General features: G+C 70.2%; 19 protein-coding genes. 8 read left to right on the plus strand and 11 right to left on the minus strand.

Annotated features, from left to right (window positions below; all coding sequences use genetic code 11):
• Positions 1-300 precede the first annotated feature (300 nt).
• Positions 301-963 carry a class I SAM-dependent methyltransferase gene (locus OG406_RS02315; RefSeq protein ID WP_329183611.1) on the minus strand — a complete coding sequence of 221 codons (663 nt, stop codon included), beginning with the start codon at positions 961-963 and terminating at the stop codon, positions 301-303.
• 95 nt (positions 964-1,058) lie between these two features.
• On the opposite strand from OG406_RS02315, the gene OG406_RS02320 reads away from it, so the two are divergent.
• From OG406_RS02320 to OG406_RS02330, 3 genes are all read left to right on the plus strand, one after another.
• On the plus strand, positions 1,059-1,706 hold the full coding sequence (locus OG406_RS02320; RefSeq protein ID WP_266619214.1) for a TetR/AcrR family transcriptional regulator: 648 nt from the start codon (positions 1,059-1,061) through the stop codon (positions 1,704-1,706).
• 320 nt (positions 1,707-2,026) lie between these two features.
• Positions 2,027-2,569: a hypothetical protein gene (locus tag OG406_RS02325; protein WP_266850189.1), complete on the plus strand. Its 543-nt coding sequence runs from the start codon at positions 2,027-2,029 to the stop codon at positions 2,567-2,569.
• A 90-nt stretch (positions 2,570-2,659) separates the two neighbouring features.
• Positions 2,660-3,718, plus strand: coding sequence for a LacI family DNA-binding transcriptional regulator (locus OG406_RS02330; RefSeq protein WP_329183614.1), 1,059 nt, complete (start codon positions 2,660-2,662; stop codon positions 3,716-3,718).
• A 158-nt stretch (positions 3,719-3,876) separates the two neighbouring features.
• Here the strand turns inward: OG406_RS02330 and OG406_RS02335 are convergent, their stop codons facing one another.
• Positions 3,877-5,964, minus strand: a complete 2,088-nt coding sequence (locus OG406_RS02335; RefSeq protein ID WP_329183616.1) for a glycosyl hydrolase family 28-related protein — start codon at positions 5,962-5,964, stop codon at positions 3,877-3,879.
• A 425-nt stretch (positions 5,965-6,389) separates the two neighbouring features.
• Here OG406_RS02335 and OG406_RS02340 point away from each other — a divergent pair, with 425 nt between their 5' ends.
• Both OG406_RS02340 and OG406_RS02345 read left to right on the plus strand, forming a co-directional pair.
• Positions 6,390-6,830 carry a helix-turn-helix domain-containing protein gene (locus OG406_RS02340; RefSeq protein WP_329183618.1) on the plus strand — a complete coding sequence of 147 codons (441 nt, stop codon included), beginning with the start codon at positions 6,390-6,392 and terminating at the stop codon, positions 6,828-6,830.
• Between the two features lie 61 nt (positions 6,831-6,891).
• Positions 6,892-7,272 (plus strand): hypothetical protein, encoded by a 381-nt coding sequence (locus OG406_RS02345; protein ID WP_329183619.1) that lies wholly within the window; start codon positions 6,892-6,894, stop codon positions 7,270-7,272.
• Positions 7,273-7,282: 10 nt separating this feature from the next.
• Here the strand turns inward: OG406_RS02345 and OG406_RS02350 are convergent, their stop codons facing one another.
• From OG406_RS02350 to OG406_RS02360, 3 genes are all read right to left on the minus strand, one after another.
• Positions 7,283-7,408 carry a hypothetical protein gene (locus OG406_RS02350; protein WP_327407756.1) on the minus strand — a complete coding sequence of 42 codons (126 nt, stop codon included), beginning with the start codon at positions 7,406-7,408 and terminating at the stop codon, positions 7,283-7,285.
• Entirely contained in the window at positions 7,405-7,608 is a 204-nt protein-coding gene (locus OG406_RS02355; protein ID WP_329183622.1) for a hypothetical protein, read from the minus strand. Before OG406_RS02355 ends, OG406_RS02350 begins: the two co-directional genes overlap by 4 nt.
• Before the next feature lie 334 nt (positions 7,609-7,942).
• Positions 7,943-8,500: a TerD family protein gene (locus OG406_RS02360; protein WP_164375773.1), complete on the minus strand. Its 558-nt coding sequence runs from the start codon at positions 8,498-8,500 to the stop codon at positions 7,943-7,945.
• 221 nt (positions 8,501-8,721) lie between these two features.
• On the opposite strand from OG406_RS02360, the gene OG406_RS02365 reads away from it, so the two are divergent.
• Positions 8,722-9,303, plus strand: coding sequence for a GNAT family N-acetyltransferase (locus tag OG406_RS02365; protein ID WP_329183623.1), 582 nt, complete (start codon positions 8,722-8,724; stop codon positions 9,301-9,303).
• Between the two features lie 96 nt (positions 9,304-9,399).
• Here OG406_RS02365 and OG406_RS02370 read toward each other — a convergent pair whose 3' ends face one another.
• Entirely contained in the window at positions 9,400-10,026 is a 627-nt protein-coding gene (locus tag OG406_RS02370; RefSeq protein WP_081224401.1) for a dihydrofolate reductase family protein, read from the minus strand.
• 274 nt (positions 10,027-10,300) lie between these two features.
• Here OG406_RS02370 and OG406_RS02375 point away from each other — a divergent pair, with 274 nt between their 5' ends.
• Positions 10,301-10,654 (plus strand): VOC family protein, encoded by a 354-nt coding sequence (locus tag OG406_RS02375; protein WP_266619195.1) that lies wholly within the window; start codon positions 10,301-10,303, stop codon positions 10,652-10,654.
• Between the two features lie 128 nt (positions 10,655-10,782).
• Here OG406_RS02375 and OG406_RS02380 read toward each other — a convergent pair whose 3' ends face one another.
• The 4 genes from OG406_RS02380 to OG406_RS02395 form a co-directional block, all read right to left on the minus strand.
• Positions 10,783-13,908 carry a discoidin domain-containing protein gene (locus OG406_RS02380; protein WP_329183625.1) on the minus strand — a complete coding sequence of 1,042 codons (3,126 nt, stop codon included), beginning with the start codon at positions 13,906-13,908 and terminating at the stop codon, positions 10,783-10,785.
• A gap of 231 nt (positions 13,909-14,139) precedes the next feature.
• Positions 14,140-15,270, minus strand: a complete 1,131-nt coding sequence (locus tag OG406_RS02385) for a hypothetical protein (RefSeq protein ID WP_329183627.1) — start codon at positions 15,268-15,270, stop codon at positions 14,140-14,142.
• Positions 15,271-15,463: 193 nt separating this feature from the next.
• The gene (locus tag OG406_RS02390) at positions 15,464-16,183 is read right to left on the minus strand and encodes an isochorismatase family protein (RefSeq protein WP_326841369.1); all 720 of its coding nucleotides are present in this window, start codon (positions 16,181-16,183) and stop codon (positions 15,464-15,466) included.
• Positions 16,183-16,767 (minus strand): isochorismatase family protein, encoded by a 585-nt coding sequence (locus tag OG406_RS02395; protein WP_266619190.1) that lies wholly within the window; start codon positions 16,765-16,767, stop codon positions 16,183-16,185. The genes OG406_RS02390 and OG406_RS02395 overlap by 1 nt, the downstream gene beginning before the upstream one ends.
• Positions 16,768-16,926: 159 nt before the next feature.
• Between OG406_RS02395 and OG406_RS02400 the strand changes: the two genes are divergently transcribed.
• Positions 16,927-17,925, plus strand: coding sequence for a GlxA family transcriptional regulator (locus tag OG406_RS02400; protein ID WP_329183631.1), 999 nt, complete (start codon positions 16,927-16,929; stop codon positions 17,923-17,925).
• A gap of 66 nt (positions 17,926-17,991) precedes the next feature.
• On the opposite strand, the gene OG406_RS02405 is transcribed toward OG406_RS02400, so the two are convergent.
• A complete protein-coding gene (locus tag OG406_RS02405; protein WP_329183633.1) occupies positions 17,992-19,410 on the minus strand; it encodes a nitrate/nitrite transporter in 1,419 nt (472 codons plus the stop codon).
• Positions 19,411-19,463: the final 53 nt, after the last annotated feature.

Genomic DNA, 19,463 nt, shown 5'->3' on the forward strand with positions numbered 1-19,463 from the left:
TCACAACCGATCGGACCTGCCCCCGACCGCGGTTCGTCCGTCCGACGCCCGACGATGTCGAGAGCGACACGCGGTCGGGAGCATGCCCAGGGCGGGCGGCGGAGGGCACGCCCGGCAAAGGCTGCCCCCGTGAGCGCGGATCGACCGCGCCCTCGACCGTGTCCCTGCCGGGCGACCCACTCAGTCCGGCCCCTCTCTCGGGCACGGCGGACCGGGTGGGCACGTCCCTCGCGAGGGAGGTGCGGTTCGCATCCGTCCGGGCCGTCGCCCGACGTCCGCGACCCGGCTCAGGGGCAGGGCCTATCGCGGCCGGGTCGCCTGCACGTAGGACAGCCAAGGGCGCAGGTCACCCCGCCCGTTCGCCTCGAAGCCGGTCGCCGCTATGTGGACGTCCAGCAGTTCGACCCGGTTGTGCGCCATGGCGTGACCCGCGCCGCCGTGCACCATGTGACGGCCCATCCGGCTCTTCGGCGGCCGGAACTCCACGACCAGAAGCCTGCCGCCCGGCCGCAGGACGCGGTACATCTCGCGCAGTGCCGCGGGACGGACCTCCTCGGGCAGGTGGTGCAGCATCAGGCTGGTGACGACGGTGTCGAACGAGGCGTCCGGCAGCGCGAGCGCCTCGGCGATCCCCTCCTCGTAGGTGATCGGCGCATGGCCCCGGGGTTGCTTCTTGCGGCGCGCGTAGTCCAGGACGGGCGGCGACGCGTCCACGCCGGTGACCGCGCCTTCCGGGCCGACCCGGACGGCCATGCGCCGCGTCAGGTAGCCCGTGCCGCAGCCCACGTCCAGGACACGGTCACCCGCTCGGGCTCCGCTGAGTTCGGCGAGCCGGGTGAAGAGGCGATGTCGCCGGCCCGCGAAGCAGACGTCGACGAAGAGTTCGTAGGAGCGGGGGGTTGCGATGGTCACGCCGGGCGTGTCCGTGCGGGGTTTGCCCTGCATGAGGCTTCCGAGGTTCATGACGATGGCCCTCCTCGATAACTTAGTCATGACTAAGTACGAGACCCAACTTAGCCGCGACTAAGAAGCGCCGCAAGGGGTCGTACGATGGCGTCGTGACCGAGCCCCGTTCCCGACCGCGCACGCGTCTGCCCGCCGCCGAGCGCCGCGCGTCGATCCTCGCCGCGGCCACCGAGGTCTTCTCCGAGACCGGCTACCAGCGGGGCAAGGTCTCCGACATCGCCAAGCGGGTCGGTGTCACCGAGCCCGTGGTCTTCCAGAACTTCGGCTCCAAGTCGGCGCTGTACCGGGCGACGCTCGATCACGCGACCGGCGCCGTCGCCGCGCTTCTGCACGGGGCGACCGACGACGGCCGGCCCGTGTCCGAGGTGCTGACGGCGTTCCTCGACCCCCAGCACCTGGACCGGTACCACCAGCCCGGCGCCCACGGGTTCCTCTTCGCGGACGCCACGGCGCTGGCGCACGATCCCGAACTCGGCGACGCACTGCGCCAGGTGCACCAGCACGTCGCCGACATGCTCGCCGGGCTGCTGAGCCGTGGACAGTCCGCCGGCGACATCCGGGACGACATCGACCCGCAGACCGCGGCCTGGTGGCTCGTCTCGCTGCTTGCGGGCCGCTCCTTCCGCGCCGCCGTCGTCCCGGACCGCGACGCCATGGAGGCCGAGCTGACGGAGCTGGCGCTACGGTCCCTGCTGCCGGAAGGGGTCTCGCCCGGCAGGGCTGCGTCCCCTCCCGCTTGAGGGATACGCCGGTCGCCCCGCCCTCGACGGGATCCCTGGCGGTGCGAGCGACCCGGGCCGGCGCCCAGCCCCTTCTCCGGGGTGAAGGGAACCTCGTGAATCAGCGGAACTCGTGGACCACTTGGATCGGGCCGACGATGTTGCTGTTGAACTCGTCGAGCTCCTCGCCCGGCGTCGAAGACCGCCGCGCACGCCATGTGCCGCGTGTGTTTCAGCGCCGGTCTCCCCCTCAGGGTGGACGTGGACGAGCCGGAGATCTCCACCTGGGGTTCCACCCGCGGGTCCACGCGTCGAAGGCGCTGTCACAGCAGGCTTGGGGCATGACGACATCCGATTGGATCACCGACATCGCCCTGATTCTCGTCGTGTTCCGGCAGTTGCGGGAGGGCCGGCTCGATCTCAAGTCCTTCCTCATCCCGCTGGGCATCGTGACCTTCGTGGCGCACACGTACCTCGACTCGATCCCCACCGGTGGCAACGACCTGGTGCTGGTGGGCACCCTCATGGCCGCGGGCGCCGCACTCGGTGTCGCCGGCGGCGTCTACACCCGCATACGCTCCGCGGGCGGACACCTGTTGATCAAGGCCGGTGCGGTCTCGGCGATCCTGTGGGTGGTCGGCATGGGCGCCCGGATGGGCTTCCAACTGTGGGTCGACCACGGCGGCGGCGACGATGTCGCCCGTTTCAGCGTCACCCACCACATCACCAGTGACCAGGCCTGGGTCGCCGCGTTCGTCCTGATGGCACTCACCGAGGTGGTCACCAGGCTGGCCACCATCTTCGTACGGAGCCGGATGACGCCCCGCGCCCAACCGGCCCCGGTGACAGGCCGCGAGGCACCGGTCGCCGACACCCTGGTCTGACCGAGCGGCCCTCCGACCGGTCCGCCACCTGTGGCGCGAGCGGGTGGTTCGATACCTTGGGAGCGTCGTTCGATGAGAAGAGGAAGAGCGTTGACCCAGCTCCCCGACGTCTCACGAGCGCCCACGATGACGGATGTCGCACGCGTCGCCGGCGTGTCCCACCAGACGGTTTCCCGCGTCCTCAGCGACCACCCGAACGTCAGCGCCAAAACGCGTGCGGCGGTGACGCGGGTCATCGAACAGCTGGGATACCGGCGGAACTCCGCCGCGCGGGCTCTCGCCACCCGCCGGACCCACACGTTGGGTGTCATGGCGGTGGACACCACGCTCTACGGCCCGGCCAGCACGCTCGCCGGAGTCCAGGAGGCGGCGCGGGAGCGCGGCTACCTCACCTCCGCGGTCACCCTGAGGACGGCCACCCAGGGAGCCCTCGCCGAGGCCATGCACCACCTCGCGGAGTGGGGCGTCGAAGGGATCGTCGCCGTCACTCCGCAACGGGCGGCAGTGCGGGCCCTGGCATCGCTGGCGGCGCCCTGTCCCGTGGTCACCGTGGAGGGTGGCCACACGCTGGACCTGCCGGGAGTGTCACTGGATCAGCGTCTCGGCGCCCGCATGCTCACGGAACATCTCCTCGCGTCGGGTCATGCGACGGTGTGGCATGTCTCCGGGCCGCTCGACTGGCTGGAGAGCGAGGCCCGCACCGAGGGCTGGGAGGGCGCACTGCGCGATGCCGGTGCGGTGGTGCCGCCGCCGTTGCGTGGCGACTGGAGCCCACTGTCGGGATATCTGGCCGGCCGGCAGCTCGCGGACCGGGTCCTCGCGTCGCCGGGGCGGCAGGCGGCCCCGACCGCGGTGTTCGTCGCGAACGATCAGATGGCTCTGGGCGTCCTGCGGGCGTTCCGGGAAGCGGGCCTTGATACGCCGGAGGACGTGGCCGTCGCCGGGTTCGACGACATCCCCGAGGCGGAGTTCTTCCCTCCGCCCCTCACCACGATCCGTCAGGATTTCGCGTCGCTCGGTCGCAGCAGTATCGGACTGCTCTTGGACCACATCGAGGGCAGGACGAGCGAGTCGACGCATCTGACGGTGGCTCCGGAGCTCGTCGTGCGCGCGAGTACGACCCTGCGGAGATCCGCTTCCGAGGCGTGAACGCCCCGGGACCGTTCGACCTGGGTCGCCCCCCCGGCTCGGCATTCCCCTCGGGCGAACAACAGGATCGAGGGTCGAACGACGCTCCCGAGGAGGGTGCGCACAGTCGACGCCGCCGGACGGCGACTGCGCGCACCCCGTACCTCAGTGACGAGACGCTACGGCCACGGTGTCGGGGCCGGCGGTGCGACCACCGGAGGCCGGTCGTCGCACGTGATGGTGTTCGGGAGTTCCCAGGACGCCATCCACGCGCCCGTCGTGCCGCCACCGTCGTTGCCGCCGAGGTCCTGCACCGCGAACTCGGATCCCGTGGGCGGGAAGTTGAACGATCCGCAGTTGTTGATGCCGACCGCGCCGACGTTGCGGGCGTCCACGTTCTCGAAGGACGCCGAACCGGCGGAGCGGGCGCTCAGCACCGACGTGCCGGTGCCGTCCACGCGGATGTCCTTGAAGTGGACTCCCCGGATCGCGTACTTGTCCTTCACCGGGAAGTCGGAGACCAGCATCACCGCGTTGTAGGTGTTGTCGAGGAAGTGGTCGCCGGTGACCTGGATGTCGGCGTCGATGTCCCGCTCCAGGGCGTAGAACCAGATGGCGCCGAGACCGATCTTCCAGTTGAGCTCGAACGGTCCCGATCGCACGGTGGTGTTGTCCGTGATCCACAGGTGCCCGCCGAACGGTTCCGCGCCGAAGCGGGAGCCGACCTGGATGGCGCTGCCCTCCCTGATGGGGTCGGCGATGAGGTTGCCGGTGACCTTGTTGTCGGTACCGCCGTACAGGGCGATGCCGTTGGCGAGGACGGGGGTCTGCACGGTGTTGTGGGAGAAGACGTTGCGCGCGTTGCCGGTCTTCTCCGACCACATGGCCAGCCCGTCGTCACCGGAGTTGCGGACGAAGGTGTCCGAGACGGTGGAGTCGGTGACGCCGGTGTGGAAGTTGAGGCCGTCGGCGATCTGGTCGGCGATCACGTTGCGTGTGATGCGCAGGCGGGTCATGGGGCCGTCGAACCACATGCCGACCTTGGTGTGGTGCAGATAGAGGCCGTCGATCGTCGAGTCGCTGAGGGCGCCGCCGATGGCGTTGACCTGGTCGGTGTCGACGCGTTCACGGACGTCGCCCTCGACGGCGAAGCCGGACAGGTGGACGTCGTGACTGCCGCCGTCCGCCGCGTCCTTTCCGTAGAAACCGACACCGGTGTGGACCGACCCGTCGGGGGCCGGGGTGTCGAGGGTGACCTGGTGTCCCTTGACGACGGTGTACCAGTTGCCCGCGCCGACGATCGTCACGTCGTCCACGACGATGTGCCGGTTCACCTGGTAGGTGCCGGGCGGCAGATACACCTTGAGGTGGCGCTTCTTGGCGTACGCGATGGCGCGATCGAACGCGTCGCCCGCGTCACGTCGGCCGGTGGGGTCGGCGCCGAACGCGAGGACGTTCGCCGCGCGCAGCTCGATGTGCGGGGCCGCGACGAGTTGCGTGTCGAGCAGGTCGATCACCGTCCAGGCCGCCGCGCTGCCCGGGGGCGCGGTGAGCCGGACGGTGTCGCCCGCCTCGTAGCGCTTGCCGAGCAGGAGCCGTTGCTCGTCGTAGAAGTGGCTGGGCCTGAACGGCTTGTCGACGACGGGAGTCGGGGTGGTGGCGGCGGGCACGCATCCGCACTCCGTGATCCACCAGTCCGGGTGCAGCAGGTCGGCCTGGGGGTCGTTGCTGAACGGATACTGGTTGTAGAGCCAGGAGTACTGCGAGGTGAGCGTCATCGTGGAGCGGTGCCTGCCGTCGACGGAGACGTCGAGCGGTGCGGTGATGCCGCCGCCCCGGGGCGCGTCCGGGATGCTGTAGCGCACGGTGAGAGCGTTGGCGGCCCGCGGCAGGGTGAACTCGACGTGCTCGCCCGGCTTCAGGCGCACCGCGGTCCGGCCCGAGGCTTCCGAGGGCAGGGTGTAGGCGGTGCGGTCGGGGCCGATGACCGTGCCGTTCGTCGACGCGTTCTCCGCCTCCTGTTCGGCGAAGTCCACGGCGGCGCCGCGCCCCGCGACGAGGGCGGGATCGAGGCCGGCCCGGGTCACCACCGGAGTGCCGGCGCCGCCGCCCTGCGCGCCGGCCTGCACGCCGGCCGCGGGTGCCGGTGAGCCGAGGCCGAGGACCAGTCCGGCGGCCGCCGCGGTCACTGCCGCGGCGGTTCTGACCGGTCTTCGCGCGCGGCTGCGGACCCGCTCCGCATCCCCGTCTGTGCTGTACCGCGACATCGGATTCTCGTTTCTTTCGGGACGGACGAACCAGGACGGACGAGGGGCGAGGAACGAGCGCCGAGCACGGTCGGACAGTGGCGGGGAAGGGTGGACGAACGGTGCGTGCGAAGGGAGTTGAGCCGCCGCGCCATGCGAGCGGGCGGCAGGAGGCGGAGGCCGTGCCGGTGCGGTGACAGTAGGACGTGGCGGGGCCGCCCTACAAGACGCCGGACACCTCTTTCCATCATCTAGTTCGGTTCCTGCGTTCTTTCATCGATTTCTTGCAGCCCCTCGCACGACGGGACACCCGCCTCGCACTGCTCCCCGTCCCCTGGCTTTGCACGGCGGCCCCCGGTCGACCCACCGAAGCCTCCTTCCCTATTCTTCCCTACCTGCCATACCAGTGAGGTAGGATAAGGAGTCTTAAAAAACTTTGGGGAGCCATGTCAGCTTCAGCTCTGTACTCGACCGAAGAGGTCGCCGAGATGCTCGGCCTCCACGTCCGCACGGTTCGCGGCTATGTGCGGGACGGCCTCCTGCCCGCTGTGCGGATCGGCAAGCAGTACCGGATCGCGGCGGCGGATGTGGACGCCCTCACCGAGGGCCGTACTCCGGCGCCGCCCGCCCCGGAGGGGAGCGGTCGACCGCGCGTCGAGGTGACGGCCGTCGTTCAGGTAGACGGGATCGACAGGGCGGCGATGTCCCGGCTGAGCACGCTCGTGACGAGCGCGGCGGCGACCCGTCCGGGGCGTGGGTCGCGCCTGCACCTGGAGACCCTCTACGACGAGCAGCGGAACTCCGCGAAGTTCGTGGCCATCGGCAGCGCCGACGACACGGCCACGCTGGTCGGCCTCATCGGAGCGTTCGCGGAGTCGGAACTGTGAGCGTCCACTCGATCCAGCAGTCCCCGACGGACGGGGACCAGGAATGACCAGGAGTCCCGACATGCAGGTTCCCGAAGACGCCCAGGCTCTCCGGTCGCTGCTCCGCACCGATCTCGTCGCCGCGATGAAGGCGCGCCGGACCGAGGCGGTCGGCGCGCTGCGCACCGCCATCGCGGTCATCGACAACGCCGAAGCCGTGGAGACCCCGGCGCAGGCCTCGGTTCATGCGGTGAGCGAACACGTCGCCGGCGCCCGCACCGGCGTCGGTTCGACAGAAGCGGAACGCCGCGTCCTGTCCCTCGACGACGTTCGCGCCCTCTTGCAGGCACAGGTCGACGACCGCACCGGCGAGGCCGATCGGTACGACACCTATGGTCAGCGCGACGCGGCTCTTCGACTCCGCCGCGAGGCCGACGTCCTCCGTCAGTACCTGGTCGGCTGAGACCACTTCCTCAGTCGCGCCCGCGCGGGCTCACCCACAGACGACCCATCTGTCGTCGGTCCCGGCGGATCAGGACGGCGGTGCTGATCGCGACGAAGAAGAGGGCGGTGGCGAGCGGTGCGATGAAGTAGGTCATGTCGACTCCAGTCGCCCGGCCGCGCGCTGCGCGCCAGGACAGGCGAGAACGTGATGAGGGTGGGCCGCGGGGGTTCCGACGGCCCGGTTCGAGGCCATGCCCCGGAACGCGGCCGACGAACCGGAGCGCACGGCCACGGCGAGGGCGGCGGTGAACGCGATGCCGGGCAGCCCCGTGGCTGTCTCCACGAACATCCGCATCTCCGCCCCCTCCCTCGCCCGCCGTGATCGGGTGGCGCACTGCTCCCCTCCGGGGTCCGTGCCGGACATCACCTGCCGGTGACCGGCACCAGAACCCTTCGCAGTGCTCCGCCGACGTCATGGTGCACGGTCGGCCCACGGGCGCGCATTGCCGAACCTCGGCAGTGTTCTCGAGGGCGTCCATGCCGGTGACCCGCCAAAAGCACGTCACCGGCACGTCACTTCGGAGGTGACGTGCCAGGCCCGGGAGACCCCGAGTGCTGTCCGCACGCCTGCATGGACGCCTTCACCGAGGGCTACGAGCCGGCCGGCGCAGGCCCTCGGACCCGCCGGTTCACCGCTGCCGGGCGTTGCCCATCTCCGCGGCGAACGCCGTCGGTGAACCGTCGAAGCCGCGGACCGCCTCCTGAAGCGACCAGGCGCCGGAACCGTCCCTGGTGAACTCCGCAATCGTCGTGGCGTTCGATCCCGCGACCCGACTGAGATCGTCCGTCATCAGCTCCCGGTAGTCCTCGACCACCAGGACCCCCGCGTTCCTGATGTCTCCGAACGTCAGGACCCCCCGGTCCTGGTGGATCGCCACACCCACCACGACGCGCGCGTACGACGACGCCAGCCGGTCGAGCTCCAGCACCATCACCTCGACGAAGCCGAGGCCGACGCCGGTCTCACTGTGTCGGCTCATGTTGATGGTTCCGTCCGGTGACCGGCTCTCGGTGTGGACGACGTACACCGGTCGCCCGTACGGCTCCTCGACGGAATAGGTCGCCGCCATGATGTCGAGGTGACGGGGCGCCTCTCCCCAGGGACTGGGATCCCAGCGGAGTTTCACCTGGACCTTCGCGAGCCCCCTGCTGACACCGCTCACGGACGTCGCCTCCCCTGAACCCAACGCGTATGGAACGCGTATCCACGTCGTCAAGTATCGCCCCGCGTGCGACTGTTCAGGCAGGGCGCGATCGGGAGTGGGATATGCCGGGCGCCGGGGCGAGTCCCCGGCCGCCCGTCGTCGGACAGTCGTGTCGCGCCGCCCCGCTCCTCCGGAGCCGAGACCGCTCGGCACAGGGACCTTTAGGCTGGCGGGGCTGCCGCCGAGGAGGAGACACGACGCCGATGTTCAGGCTCTCACTGCCCGTTGCCACGGAACGGCTCACTCTGCGCCCGTTCACGCCGGACGACCTCGACGACCTGCACGCGTATCAGAGTCTTCCCGATGTCGCCCGTCACCTCTTCCGGCCGCCGCTCACCCGCGACCAGTGCGCGCGGAGTCTGACGCGGCGAGCCGCCGGTACCGCGTGGGCCGAGGACGGCGACGACCTGGTGGTGGCCGTGTGCGAGACGGACGGGACGACGGTCGTCGGCGAGATCGTTCTCAAACTTGCGAGCGCGCGAGCGCGCCAGGCCGAGATCGGCTGGGTCTTCCATCCGGCCTACGGCGGACGGGGATACGCCACGGAGGCCGCACGCGCGACCGCTTCACTCGCCTTCGCGGAGCTGAACGTCCACCGGCTGTTCGCCCGTCTCGACGTACTCAACACCGGTTCGGTGCGCGTGTGCGAGCGGCTCGGCATGCGCCGCGAAGCGCACTTCGTCGAGAACGACCTCGACGGGGAGCGCTGGGCCGACGAGTACGTCTACGCGACACTCGCCCGCGAGTGGAAGACCGTTCCGGTCCGGCCCGATCCTCTCCGGTGAGCCCGATGGAGCACGGACGCGATCGAGGGCCCGAAGCCTGACGACGACCGGCAACCGACAACGACAGCCGCCCCGAACCGGCTTCGCACGGTTCGATCAGGACGCCGGTGACGAGGGCCGGCGGACCACCTCGTAGTGCAGATGCGTCACGCCAGGTGCCGGGATCGTCTGGAGGAGGCGCAGGTCCACGTGGCGCGGGAGTTCGTGGAAGAAGGGGCGGCCGCCTCCGAGGAGGACCGGCACCTGGTGGAGGATCACCTCGTCCACCAGGTCCGCCGCCAGCGCGGAGGACAGCAGGCCGCCGCCCATGAGGGCGACGTCCTTGCCCTGCGCGGCCTCGCGGGCCGCCGCCACCGCGTCCTCGATGCCGGTGGTGACGAGCATCTGCGCCTCGGTGATCTCTGGCGCGGGGCGGTGGCTGAGGACGAAGAGCGGCGCCGTCGGGTGCGGGCCGCCGCCGCCGAAATGACGGGAGTGCTCGTACGTGGTGCGGCCCGCCACCGTCGCCCCCACCCGGCCCGCGATCGCGTCGAAGAACCGGGCGCTGGGTTCGCTGAGGCTGAATCCGTCGAACGACTCGCTCGACGTGTCGCCGCCGAAGTACCAGTCGAAGAGCATCGTCGCGTCACCGAGCCCGCTGCCGAACTCGTCCTGACCCTCGGGGACGCGACCACTGATGTAGCCGTCGACCGAGACGGCGTGGGCGCTGAAGACCTTGCTCATGCTGCTCCTGCGCTGTTGCGGGGGAAGGGGGGGATCGTGGGGGAATGTGGTGGGCCGGTCGGCGCACGTCGTCGGCGTCTGTCGGCGGGGAGTGCCCGGCTCCCGCCAACATAGCGATCGCCCGCGTCTGTCGATGGAAGGCTGCCGGGTGATCGGCGCGGCTGGAGTATTCGCCCGGCGGGGCAGACACCCTCCCCCCAACGGACGATGGACGAGCGGCGGGCGAAGCGTGGTGCGGGCCCGGCCCGTCGCCGTGTCCTGGCAGGATTGCGCCATGGAACATGTGCTTGGAATCGGTGGGTACTTCCTGCGTGCCGCCGACCCGGCGTCCCTGAGCGCCTGGTACCGCGACTGCCTCGGGCTGAACACCGAGGAGAACGGCCTGTGGCAGCAGGAGGCCGGGCCGACGGTGTTCGCTCCGTTCGAGGCCGAGACCGACTACTTCGGGTCCCGCGCTCAGCAGACCATGCTCAACTTCCGCGTCCGTGACCTGGATGCGATGCTCGCGCAACTGCGGGCGAAGGGAGCGGATGTGGCCGGGGAGACGCAGGACATGGAGGGTGTCGGCCGGTTCGGCTGGGTCACCGATCCCGAGGGCAACAAGATCGAGCTGTGGCAGCCCGCCTGAGTCCCGTCCTCGACGATCCCACCGCACAACTCGCAGTCGGGGCCCGGAGATGAGCACCCGGCAGCGGAACTCCCCGGGTGGACGGGAGTTTTCCGCTGCCGGGTGCGGTCGGTGCCCGGGACGAGCCGTCAGCGCACGGAGATGCTGGTCAACCGGGCGTCGCCCCGCTTGCCCGCGTCGGTCGCCAGTGCCACGTAACGGGCGGTGGCGCTGGTGGCGAGCAGACGGCTCTTGCCGTGTCCGGTGAGCCGGCCGGCCTGTGTGTAGGTCAGGCCGTCACTGCTGAGTTCCACGTTCTGGCCCGGGACGCGACCTCCGGTCCACTCCGTGCGGATCTCCCGGACGGGGCGTTCGGCGCCGAGGTCGACGACCATGCGACCGTCGGGGCCGGGCGTCCAGGCGGTGTGCGGGTCACCGTCGACGGCGGCCGAGGGGTCCGACATACCGGGCGGGAGCGGGGTGGTGGGGAACACCGTGCGGCCCAGGGCGAGGTCGCCGAGGGGGTAGGCCTCGGCGCCCCGCAAGGTGACGGTGGTGGTGCGGCCCGCGCGGACCTCCGCCACCTCGGTGTGCCCCTGGCCGGTCACCCGGAGGCGGCAGGACGCTCCTGTGAACCGCACCGTGGCGGCGTCGACGACCTCGGCCTCGAGTCCGACGGGCAGTCTTCCTCCGAAGGCGGGGCTCACCTCCATGCGCGGAGGCAGGAGTTCGGCCGTGGCGGCGTCAAGATCGGCCTCGTAGGAGCTGCCGTCCGCGGTGAGGGTCTGGCGTCCCTCGAACAGGACGGCGCGTGCTCCGGATCGAGGGATGCGAACACGTGTCGTCACCTGCTGCTCGGACAGGTTGAAGAGGCTGAGGTGGTCCTCCGTGAGAGCGGCACGGACGCTGTCGTGCTCGGCCTGCGGAGCGGCAGCGTGTGCGAGAGCGCGGAGCCTGTCGGTGGATATGCCGGGAAAGCCTTCTGCCAGCAGGGGGGTTGCGGCGCCGTCGGCGAGGACGATCGTGTCGCCGTACACCGCGAGCGGCTGCTCGGATCCCCGGACGACGAGGCCGGCCCGTCCGTCCACGTCGAGCCAGCCGCCCTTGCTCGACACGTCGGGCTCGGGCCACGAGACGAGGTCGTTCCACTGCTTGCCGTCGGCCGATCCCTGCACGGTGTACGCGCGTCCGGCGGCGGCTTCCCAGCGGAGGGTGACGCGGTCCACCGTGTGCGTGGCTCCGAGGTCCACGGCGATCCAGCTGTCCGCCCGGGGGCGGTCCGCCTTCGAAACCGCCCATCGGCTCGTGGCGTTGCCGTCCACCGCCAGGGCCGGCTCCTTGCCGGGGTCGTACGAGGAGGCGGTCGCCGTACCGCTCCGGGCGAGGTCGGTACCGTCCGAGCCGTCGCGGGCCTCGAAGGCGTAGAGGGAGTATCCGTACGTCGGGTCGGGCAGGACGCCGATCATGCGCAGGTGTCTGACCTCGGACTTCGCGAAGGTGACCTCGTCCACGCGGGGCGTGGCGGCGGCGGGACGGGCGTCCTGTGCCGTCACGGTGGCGCTGCCCTCGGCGAAGCGGTAGGTGCGCGATCCCGTGAGGCCCGCCATGCCCGGCATGGTGAGGTTGTGGATCTCCAGGTGCCCCTCCCCCGCCGCGACGCCGGTCGTCGCGTAGACGACGGCGCCCGAGGGCAGGGTGGTCAGGCCCGCTCGGCCGGTGCCCAGGCGCAGCAGGGTGGCGCTGCCGTCGAACCCGTCACGGAGGGTGCTGTACGTCCGCACCTGGCGGCCGGTCACCTGGGCCGCGGTGCTGGGCAGGAACATCGGGTTGGCGCCGCTGAGCTTGAACAGCCAGTCGTCGTGGGCCGGTTGCCACGCGAACTTGACGAAGCCCGGCTTGGTCACGGCACCCGCCCAGGCGCCGGTCGACTGGTGGGACACGAGGCCGGGGACGGTGCCGAAGTCGGTGACGCCCGAGGCGTGTCGGAACAGCTCCTCCGAGGTCAGGGGGCGCACCGTGCGGCCCTGGGCCGCGGCCCACAGGTGCAGGAGGTAGCTGATGGCCACTTCCGCGCGGGCCTCGGGCTCGTACTTCGGTTCGCCGGAGAACTTCGCGAGACGGTACTCCGGCGGGTACTTCTGGTACGCCTCCAGCCGTTCGGCGAGGGCCACTTCCGCCCGGGCCGCCGCGCGGTCGCCGACGACCTGGGCGAGGAAGGCGAGCGGGATGACGTCACGGCCGTAGAGGTGCTCGCGGTCGTTGACCATCGGCATCAGGGGCTCGCCGGCGTCACTCATCACTCCGAGCAGGGTGCCCCACAGCTGGTCCGCGTTCGGCTGGTTGGTGAGGACCTGGGGCAACGGGCGGCCGGCGGTGATGAAGTGGGCGGCGTTGCGGCCCGATGTGCGGAACAGTTCTTCCTGATAGTGCGGGCCGAAGGAGCCGTGGTTCTCGACGATGAAGGTGTCGTAGAGGTTGCGGGCCTTGTTGTCGGAGACGGGGACGCCGTCGACACGGGCCGGGTTGACGAGGTCCGCCTGGGGCAGACCCGTCTCGTTGCGGGACCAGGTGCCGAAGGCCTTGTCCCAGTCGGCGTGCCGCGCGTCGTCCGGCGCCCAGGCCAGCCCGGGGGCGAGGGACTGCGCGTAGACGCCCATCTCCTCGAGCTTGGTGTCACCCTCGTGACCGCCGAGGAGACCGTGCGGGGTCCAGCTGCCGGAGTTCGGGTCGTCGCCGGTCCCCAAGCCCGTGGTGTAGGCGGCCTGTTCACGGGCGATCGTGTCGACGTTGGTCCGGGTGGCCTCGTCGAGGTCGTCCCACAGGAGGCGTGCCGCCAGCACGAAGTAGAGCTGGAAGGTGGTGTCGAAGAACAGCGTCCGGCCCCACTGGGTGCCGCCGGTGAGCCGGTTGGACGCGGCGAAGTGCTGGATCGTCGCGATCGTCCGGGCCTTCAGCGTCTTCTCGTCGATGCCGGCGCGGTCGCCGTCGTAGGTGCCGTGCGTGAGGAGAACCGCGTTGCCGAGCACCACGGCGAACCCGAAGTCCTTGTCCGTGTAGTAGCCGCGGGTCGCGTCCCACTGCGTCTCGGACCAGTGGGTGTGGTTCAGCAGGACGCGGTAGTAGGTCTCCGCGATGGTGTCGGGCGCCGTGCCCGGGCGTCCGTGGGCGCTCGCCGTGCCGCTGCCGAGAGTGACGGGGACGGTCGCCGCGAGGGCGGCGGCGCCGAGGAGCTGGACGAAACGGCGGCGATCGACATAGAGGGATGCATCGGGCACGCTGGGCGCCTTTCGATAAGACAACGTTGTCAAACGGATGACCGAAATTGTTCGTCCGGAATCGTCCGTTCGTCAAGGGGTGGGGCGGGAGTGATCGTTGTCGTCCTGTGGGCACGGTGACGGACTGCGACGGCGTCCGGGCAGGTCGGCGCCCGAGCGGGTGCCCCCGTCGGGAGACCGACGGGGGCACGGGGAACGGGCCTGTGGCCCCGACCTGTTGTGCGCCTCCGGCTACTTCCTGACGGGGCACATCCCCTCGGCGAGCGTGTTGTAGGTGGCGGCCTTCGCCGGCGCCGGGGCGGTGCCGCCCAGTTGGATCAGGATCTCGTCGGAGAGCAGGTCCTGCTTGCCCTTCAGCGCGTCGGCGACCACGGTGCTCTTCGGGAACACCATCTCCGCGGCGATGTTGTCCTGCACGATCCGCGCGAGGTTGTCGAGCGCGGTGAAGACCGGGTCCTTCGGTGTCTCCAGGCCGGGCAGGTCGATCAGGTGGGTGCCGACCTTCGCGGCGTTCATGCAGTCCTTGATGATGATGGTGTTCTGGTTGAGCACGCTGGTGGTCCACTGGGACAGCACGACGCAGTAGAGATCCGCCCAGGCCGCCTCACCGACCTTCGCGCGCCAGGTCTTCATGATGTCCTGCACGCCCCTGATCTGGGCCTTCGCCGCGTACTCCATGTTGGTGCGGATGTCGGCGTAGACGCTGCCGGAGAAGTCCTCGAACGACTTCATGTCGAACACCTTGGCCGTCACGGAGGAGTTGATGAACTTCAGTGCGGCGTCGAGGATGATGCCGCAGGACGTGACGAGCGCGGCCGGCAGACCGGCGGCGGCGAGGTTCTGGCGGGCTGTGGTGAGGGTGACGGCGTAGGCCTGGAGTGGCTTGATCCACGCGGTGGACCTGTCGTCGCCGAACGCCACCATCAGGAGGTCGTGCGGGTCGATACGTGCGGCGTTCGGCAGGTTGGGGATCTTGTCCGCGAGGTAGGAGGCGATCACCGAGAAGATGCCGAGCGGAACGTGAGCGATGGACTTCGCCAGCTCGAACGTCTCCGCCACGGGGTTGACGGACTCCTGGCCCGTCGGGGTCACGAGGGTGAACCTGCCGCCCTTCGCGTCGTTCTGCACCACGATCACCGGGGCGAGGTGTTTGATCAACTCCGCCTTCAGGACGGCGTAGTTGGAGCGCATTCCGGCGTTGACGGCGAAGATCGAGTCCTTCGCCTGCTGGGGGGTCACCGCCACCGGGACGGGTGTGGTCGTCCCCGACGTGTCGGCGGCGCTCGGGGAGGCCGAGTAGCCCAGGAGCGCGGCCGTGCCGATTCCGGAGGCGCCGCCTATGAAGCCTCTGCGTGTAGCCATCTTCGTTTTCTCCGTAATGTTTCCGCGTGTGGACGTCGCATGGGCGGGGGGAGGATCTGCATGGGGGGAATTCCAATGGCCGGGGATGTCATGTGTGGGGGGCCTGACGGGTACGGGGCCGAAGGGGGGATTCGGGGGCGCTCAGGAGGGGCGGGAGAGGTGTGGGATCTCCCGCCCCGGCCGGGCCGTACGGCTACGTGAGGGAGCGCTGGTCGGGGACCACGACTCCGTAGAGGTCCTGGACCGTGGCGAGCGCGGATGCGTGGACCTGGCGGGCGGGGATCCCGTTCGGACTGCCGTTCAGGGGCAGCGCCCGGGTCGCGGAGGCGTTCGCCACCACCGTGGGGTGGTTGCCGTTGAGGAAGGCGCCCTGGGTGGTGAACAGGGTGCACATGTTCGTCATGAATCCCGCGATGATGACGTTCTCGCGCCCGGCCTTCTTCACCTCGGCCGCGAGGTTCGTGCGGTAGAAGCCGTTCGGCACGGTCTTCTCGACGACGGGCTCGTCCTTCACCGGCTTCAGCGCCGGGATGATCCGGCCGGCCCTCGACTTCAGGTCGTAGCCCTTGTCGACGATGTGGATGACCGGTGTACCCGCCCGACGCGCGCGCTGCAGCAGCGCCTCGGCGTTGTCCACGGCCGCTTTCCACCCGTCGAGTTCCATCACGCCCTGGGTGTACGTGTTCTGGTAGTCCACCAGGATCAACGTGGCGTCGGACAGCGTCGCCGGAGTCTCGTCCAGTTTGTTGAGCTGCCGCAGTGTCGTCGTGTCCTTCGCGACGTTCCGGTCCGCGGCGGGTGAGGGCTTGTCGCCGGTGCGCGAGGCGGCCTCGGAGCTTCCTCCGCATGCCGTGGCGGTGACCGCGAGGACGGTGACGGCTGTCAGGGCGACGGCTGTCCGCAGCGCCTTCATCAGTTGAGCTCCTTGTGGGTGGGGACGACCACGCCGTACAGGTCGGCGATGGTGGCGAGGGCGCTGTAGTGCACCTGGCAGGCATCGAGGTCGGCGCCGGTCACCGGCAGGGAGCGGGTGGCGGTCGCGTCGGCCACGACCGTGGGACGGTTGCCGCGAAGGAACGCGCCCTGCGCGGTGAACGCCACGCACATGTGCGTCATCCAGCCCGCGATGACGACGTCCTGCCCCTCCGGAACGTGTGCCCCGAGGTCCGTGTCGACGAAGGCGTTCGGCACCTGCTTCACGACCACGGCCTCACCCTCGACCGGTGCGAGGCGCGGGTGGATCCCACCGATCTCGGCGCGGATGTCGTACGGGGTCCCCTCGCCGCCGTCGTTGACGACGTGCACGACCTTGGTGCCCTCTTGGCGCGCCCGTGCCAGGAGTTGGGCGGCGGCGTCGAGCGAGGCCTCCCATCCGTCGAGCTCCATCACGCCCTGGGTGTACGTGTTCTGGAAGTCGATGAGGATCAGGGTCGAGTCGGCCAGCTTCGCGGGGGTGTCGTCGAAGCCGTTGAGCTCGCGCAGCGTCGTTCTGGACATGGGGGTACCGCCTTCGGTGTTCCGGTGGATGAGGCAGCCTCAGCGATGCGTCGGGCTGCATCAGGAACGCTATGGCCCGCAGGGCGTGTCGACAATGACGTCTAACATGCAGATACGGACATGCCGCGAGGCATGCGGAGGAGCTGTTCAGGGGGACGTGTGCCGGACATCGCCAGACGCCTTGTCGTCATCGTGCTTTTCGAGGGCGTCGACCTGCTCGACGTGACCGGGCCGCCGGAGGTCTTCTCGCTGGCCCGGCGGGAGACCGAGGACGCGAGCGGATATCACGTCGTTCTGGCCGCCGAGAGCATGGATCCCGTCACCACGTCCGCCGGGGTCCGCATCCTGCCGGACCTCACCTTCGACGAGGCCGCCGCGCAGAGCATCGACACCCTGATCGTGCCCGGGTCGGTGGAGGTCGACAGTGAGCGCCGCGTCCGTGCCATCGTCGACCCGGAGCTGGTCGGCAGGGTGAAGACCCTGGCGGCCCGGACCCACCGGGTGACGTCCGTCTGCGTCGGCGCCCATCTTCTCGCCGCGGCGGGGCTCCTCGACGGCAAACGGGCCACCACGCACTGGTCGACCGCCTCCCAGCTGGCCGCGGACCACCCGGCCGTGGAGGTCGACGCCGATCCCATCTTCATCCGCCAGGGCGACGTCTGGACGGGGGCCGGGATCAGCGCCTGTCTCGATCTGTCGCTGGCCCTGATCGCCGACGACCTCGGCGAGGCCGTCGCGCTGCGGGTCGCCCGGCAGTTGGTGATGTACCTGAAGCGGCCTTCGGGGCAGAGTCAGTTCAGTGTTCCCCTGGAGCAGGTCTCCACGACACGGCGGATCGAGGACCTCCGTCATCACATCCTGCGCACCATCGCCGAGCCGCTGACCGTCGTGGACCTCGCGGCCTACGCGCACGTCAGCGACCGGCACCTCACGCGGCTCTTCAAGACGGAGCTGGGTATGACCCCGCACGCGTACATCGAGTCCGTGCGGGTGGAGAAGGCGCGCCACGAACTCGAGTCCTCCGACGCCACGCTCGAACGCATCGCGTCCGTCTGCGGGTTCGGCACGACCGACACCTTGGTGCGGGCGTTCCGGCGCCGGCTGAACACGACGCCCACCGAATACCGTCGCAGGTTCCGCGTGCCGCAGACCCGATAGGCACGGGCGGGCGGAGGGGGCGGGACCCGGGGCGGTCCCGCCCCGGGTGACCCGCCTCCCTGTCCGTCAGATCGTGGTCATCCGGCCCTCCCGCGGCCGGAGATAGACCGCCCAGGTCAGGGTGAAGCAGACCGCGTACGCGACCAGGAAGGCCCAGTAGGCCGCGTCGCCGCTCGCGCCGGCCAGGAAGGCCTGCCGGAAGGCGATGTTCACGAGGACTCCGCCGAACGCGCCGACGGCACCGGCCAACCCGATCAGCGCCGACGCCCGCCGCCGGGCGTCCCGTTCGGCGCTCTCCGGATCGGTCCCGGCGGCGACGGCGATCCGTGCCTTGGCCTGGAAGATCGCGGGGATCATCTTGTACGTCGAACCGTTGCCGACGCCGCTCAGCACGAAGAGCGCCACGAAGCCGGTCAGGAACAGGGGCAGTGATTTCTGGTGGGAGGCCACCAGCACGACACCCGTGCCCACCGCCATCGCGGCGAAGGTCCACAGCGTCACGCGGGCGCCGGACCAGCGGTCCGCCATCCTCCCGCCGAACGGGCGTACCAGTGACCCCAGGAGGGGGCCCAGGAACGTGAGGTAGGCGGCTTCGACGGGGGTGTCGAACTGGTCGTGGAACTGCACCTGCAGGACCTGCCCGAAGGCGAAACCGAAACCGATGAAGGAGCCGAAGGTGCCGACGTACAGGGCCGACATCACCCAGCTGTGCGGTTCCGTGGCCACTTCGCGCAGGGCCCGCCTGTCGTTCCTCAGCGACGTCAGGTTGTCCATCCTCAGGGCCGCGCCCAGGGCCGCCAGCACGATCAGCGGCAGGTAGACCAGCGGTACGAGCCGGGGGTGGGCCGCGCCTGCCGTGGCCAGCACCACGAGTCCGACGAGTTGCACGACCGGAACGCCGAGGTTGCCGCCGCCGGCGTTGACGCCGAGGGCCCAGCCCTTGAGGCGCTGCGGGTAGAAGGCGTTGATGTTCGCCATCGAGGAGGCGAAGTTGCCGCCGCCGACGCCGGCCACGCAGGCGACGGCCAGCAAGGTGCCGTAGGAGACTCCGGGTTGGAGCACGACGCCGGCCAGGACGGTCGGCACGAGCAGCAACAGGGCGCTGAACACGGTCCAGTTGCGGCCGCCGAACCTCGCCACCGCGAAGGTGTACGGCAGGCGCAGCGCGGCGCCGAGCGCCGTCGGCACCGCGGTGAGCGTGAACTTGCCGGCCGGGTCGATGTGGTACTCCGGTCCGAGGAACAGCACCAGGACCGACCACAGGCTCCACACCGAGAAGCCGATGTGTTCGGACAGGACGGAGAAGACGAGGTTGCGGCGCGCGACCCGGGCGCCGGTCCGCTCCCAGAACGCCTCGTCCTCCGGCCGCCAGTCCGTGATGGCACCCGGCCGGTCCGCGCTCCCGGAGGCGCTCGGGCTGTCCGGGGTGCCGGTGCGCCCGGCGACCTCTTCGGCCGTGCCTTCTGTGTCGACCACACTGGTCATCAGCTGTCACCCGCTGTTTCGTGAGGTGGGGTTGGTCCGTCGTGACGACGCTA

This window comes from Streptomyces sp. NBC_01428 (genome assembly GCF_036231965.1).
Taxonomy (GTDB): domain Bacteria; phylum Actinomycetota; class Actinomycetes; order Streptomycetales; family Streptomycetaceae; genus Streptomyces.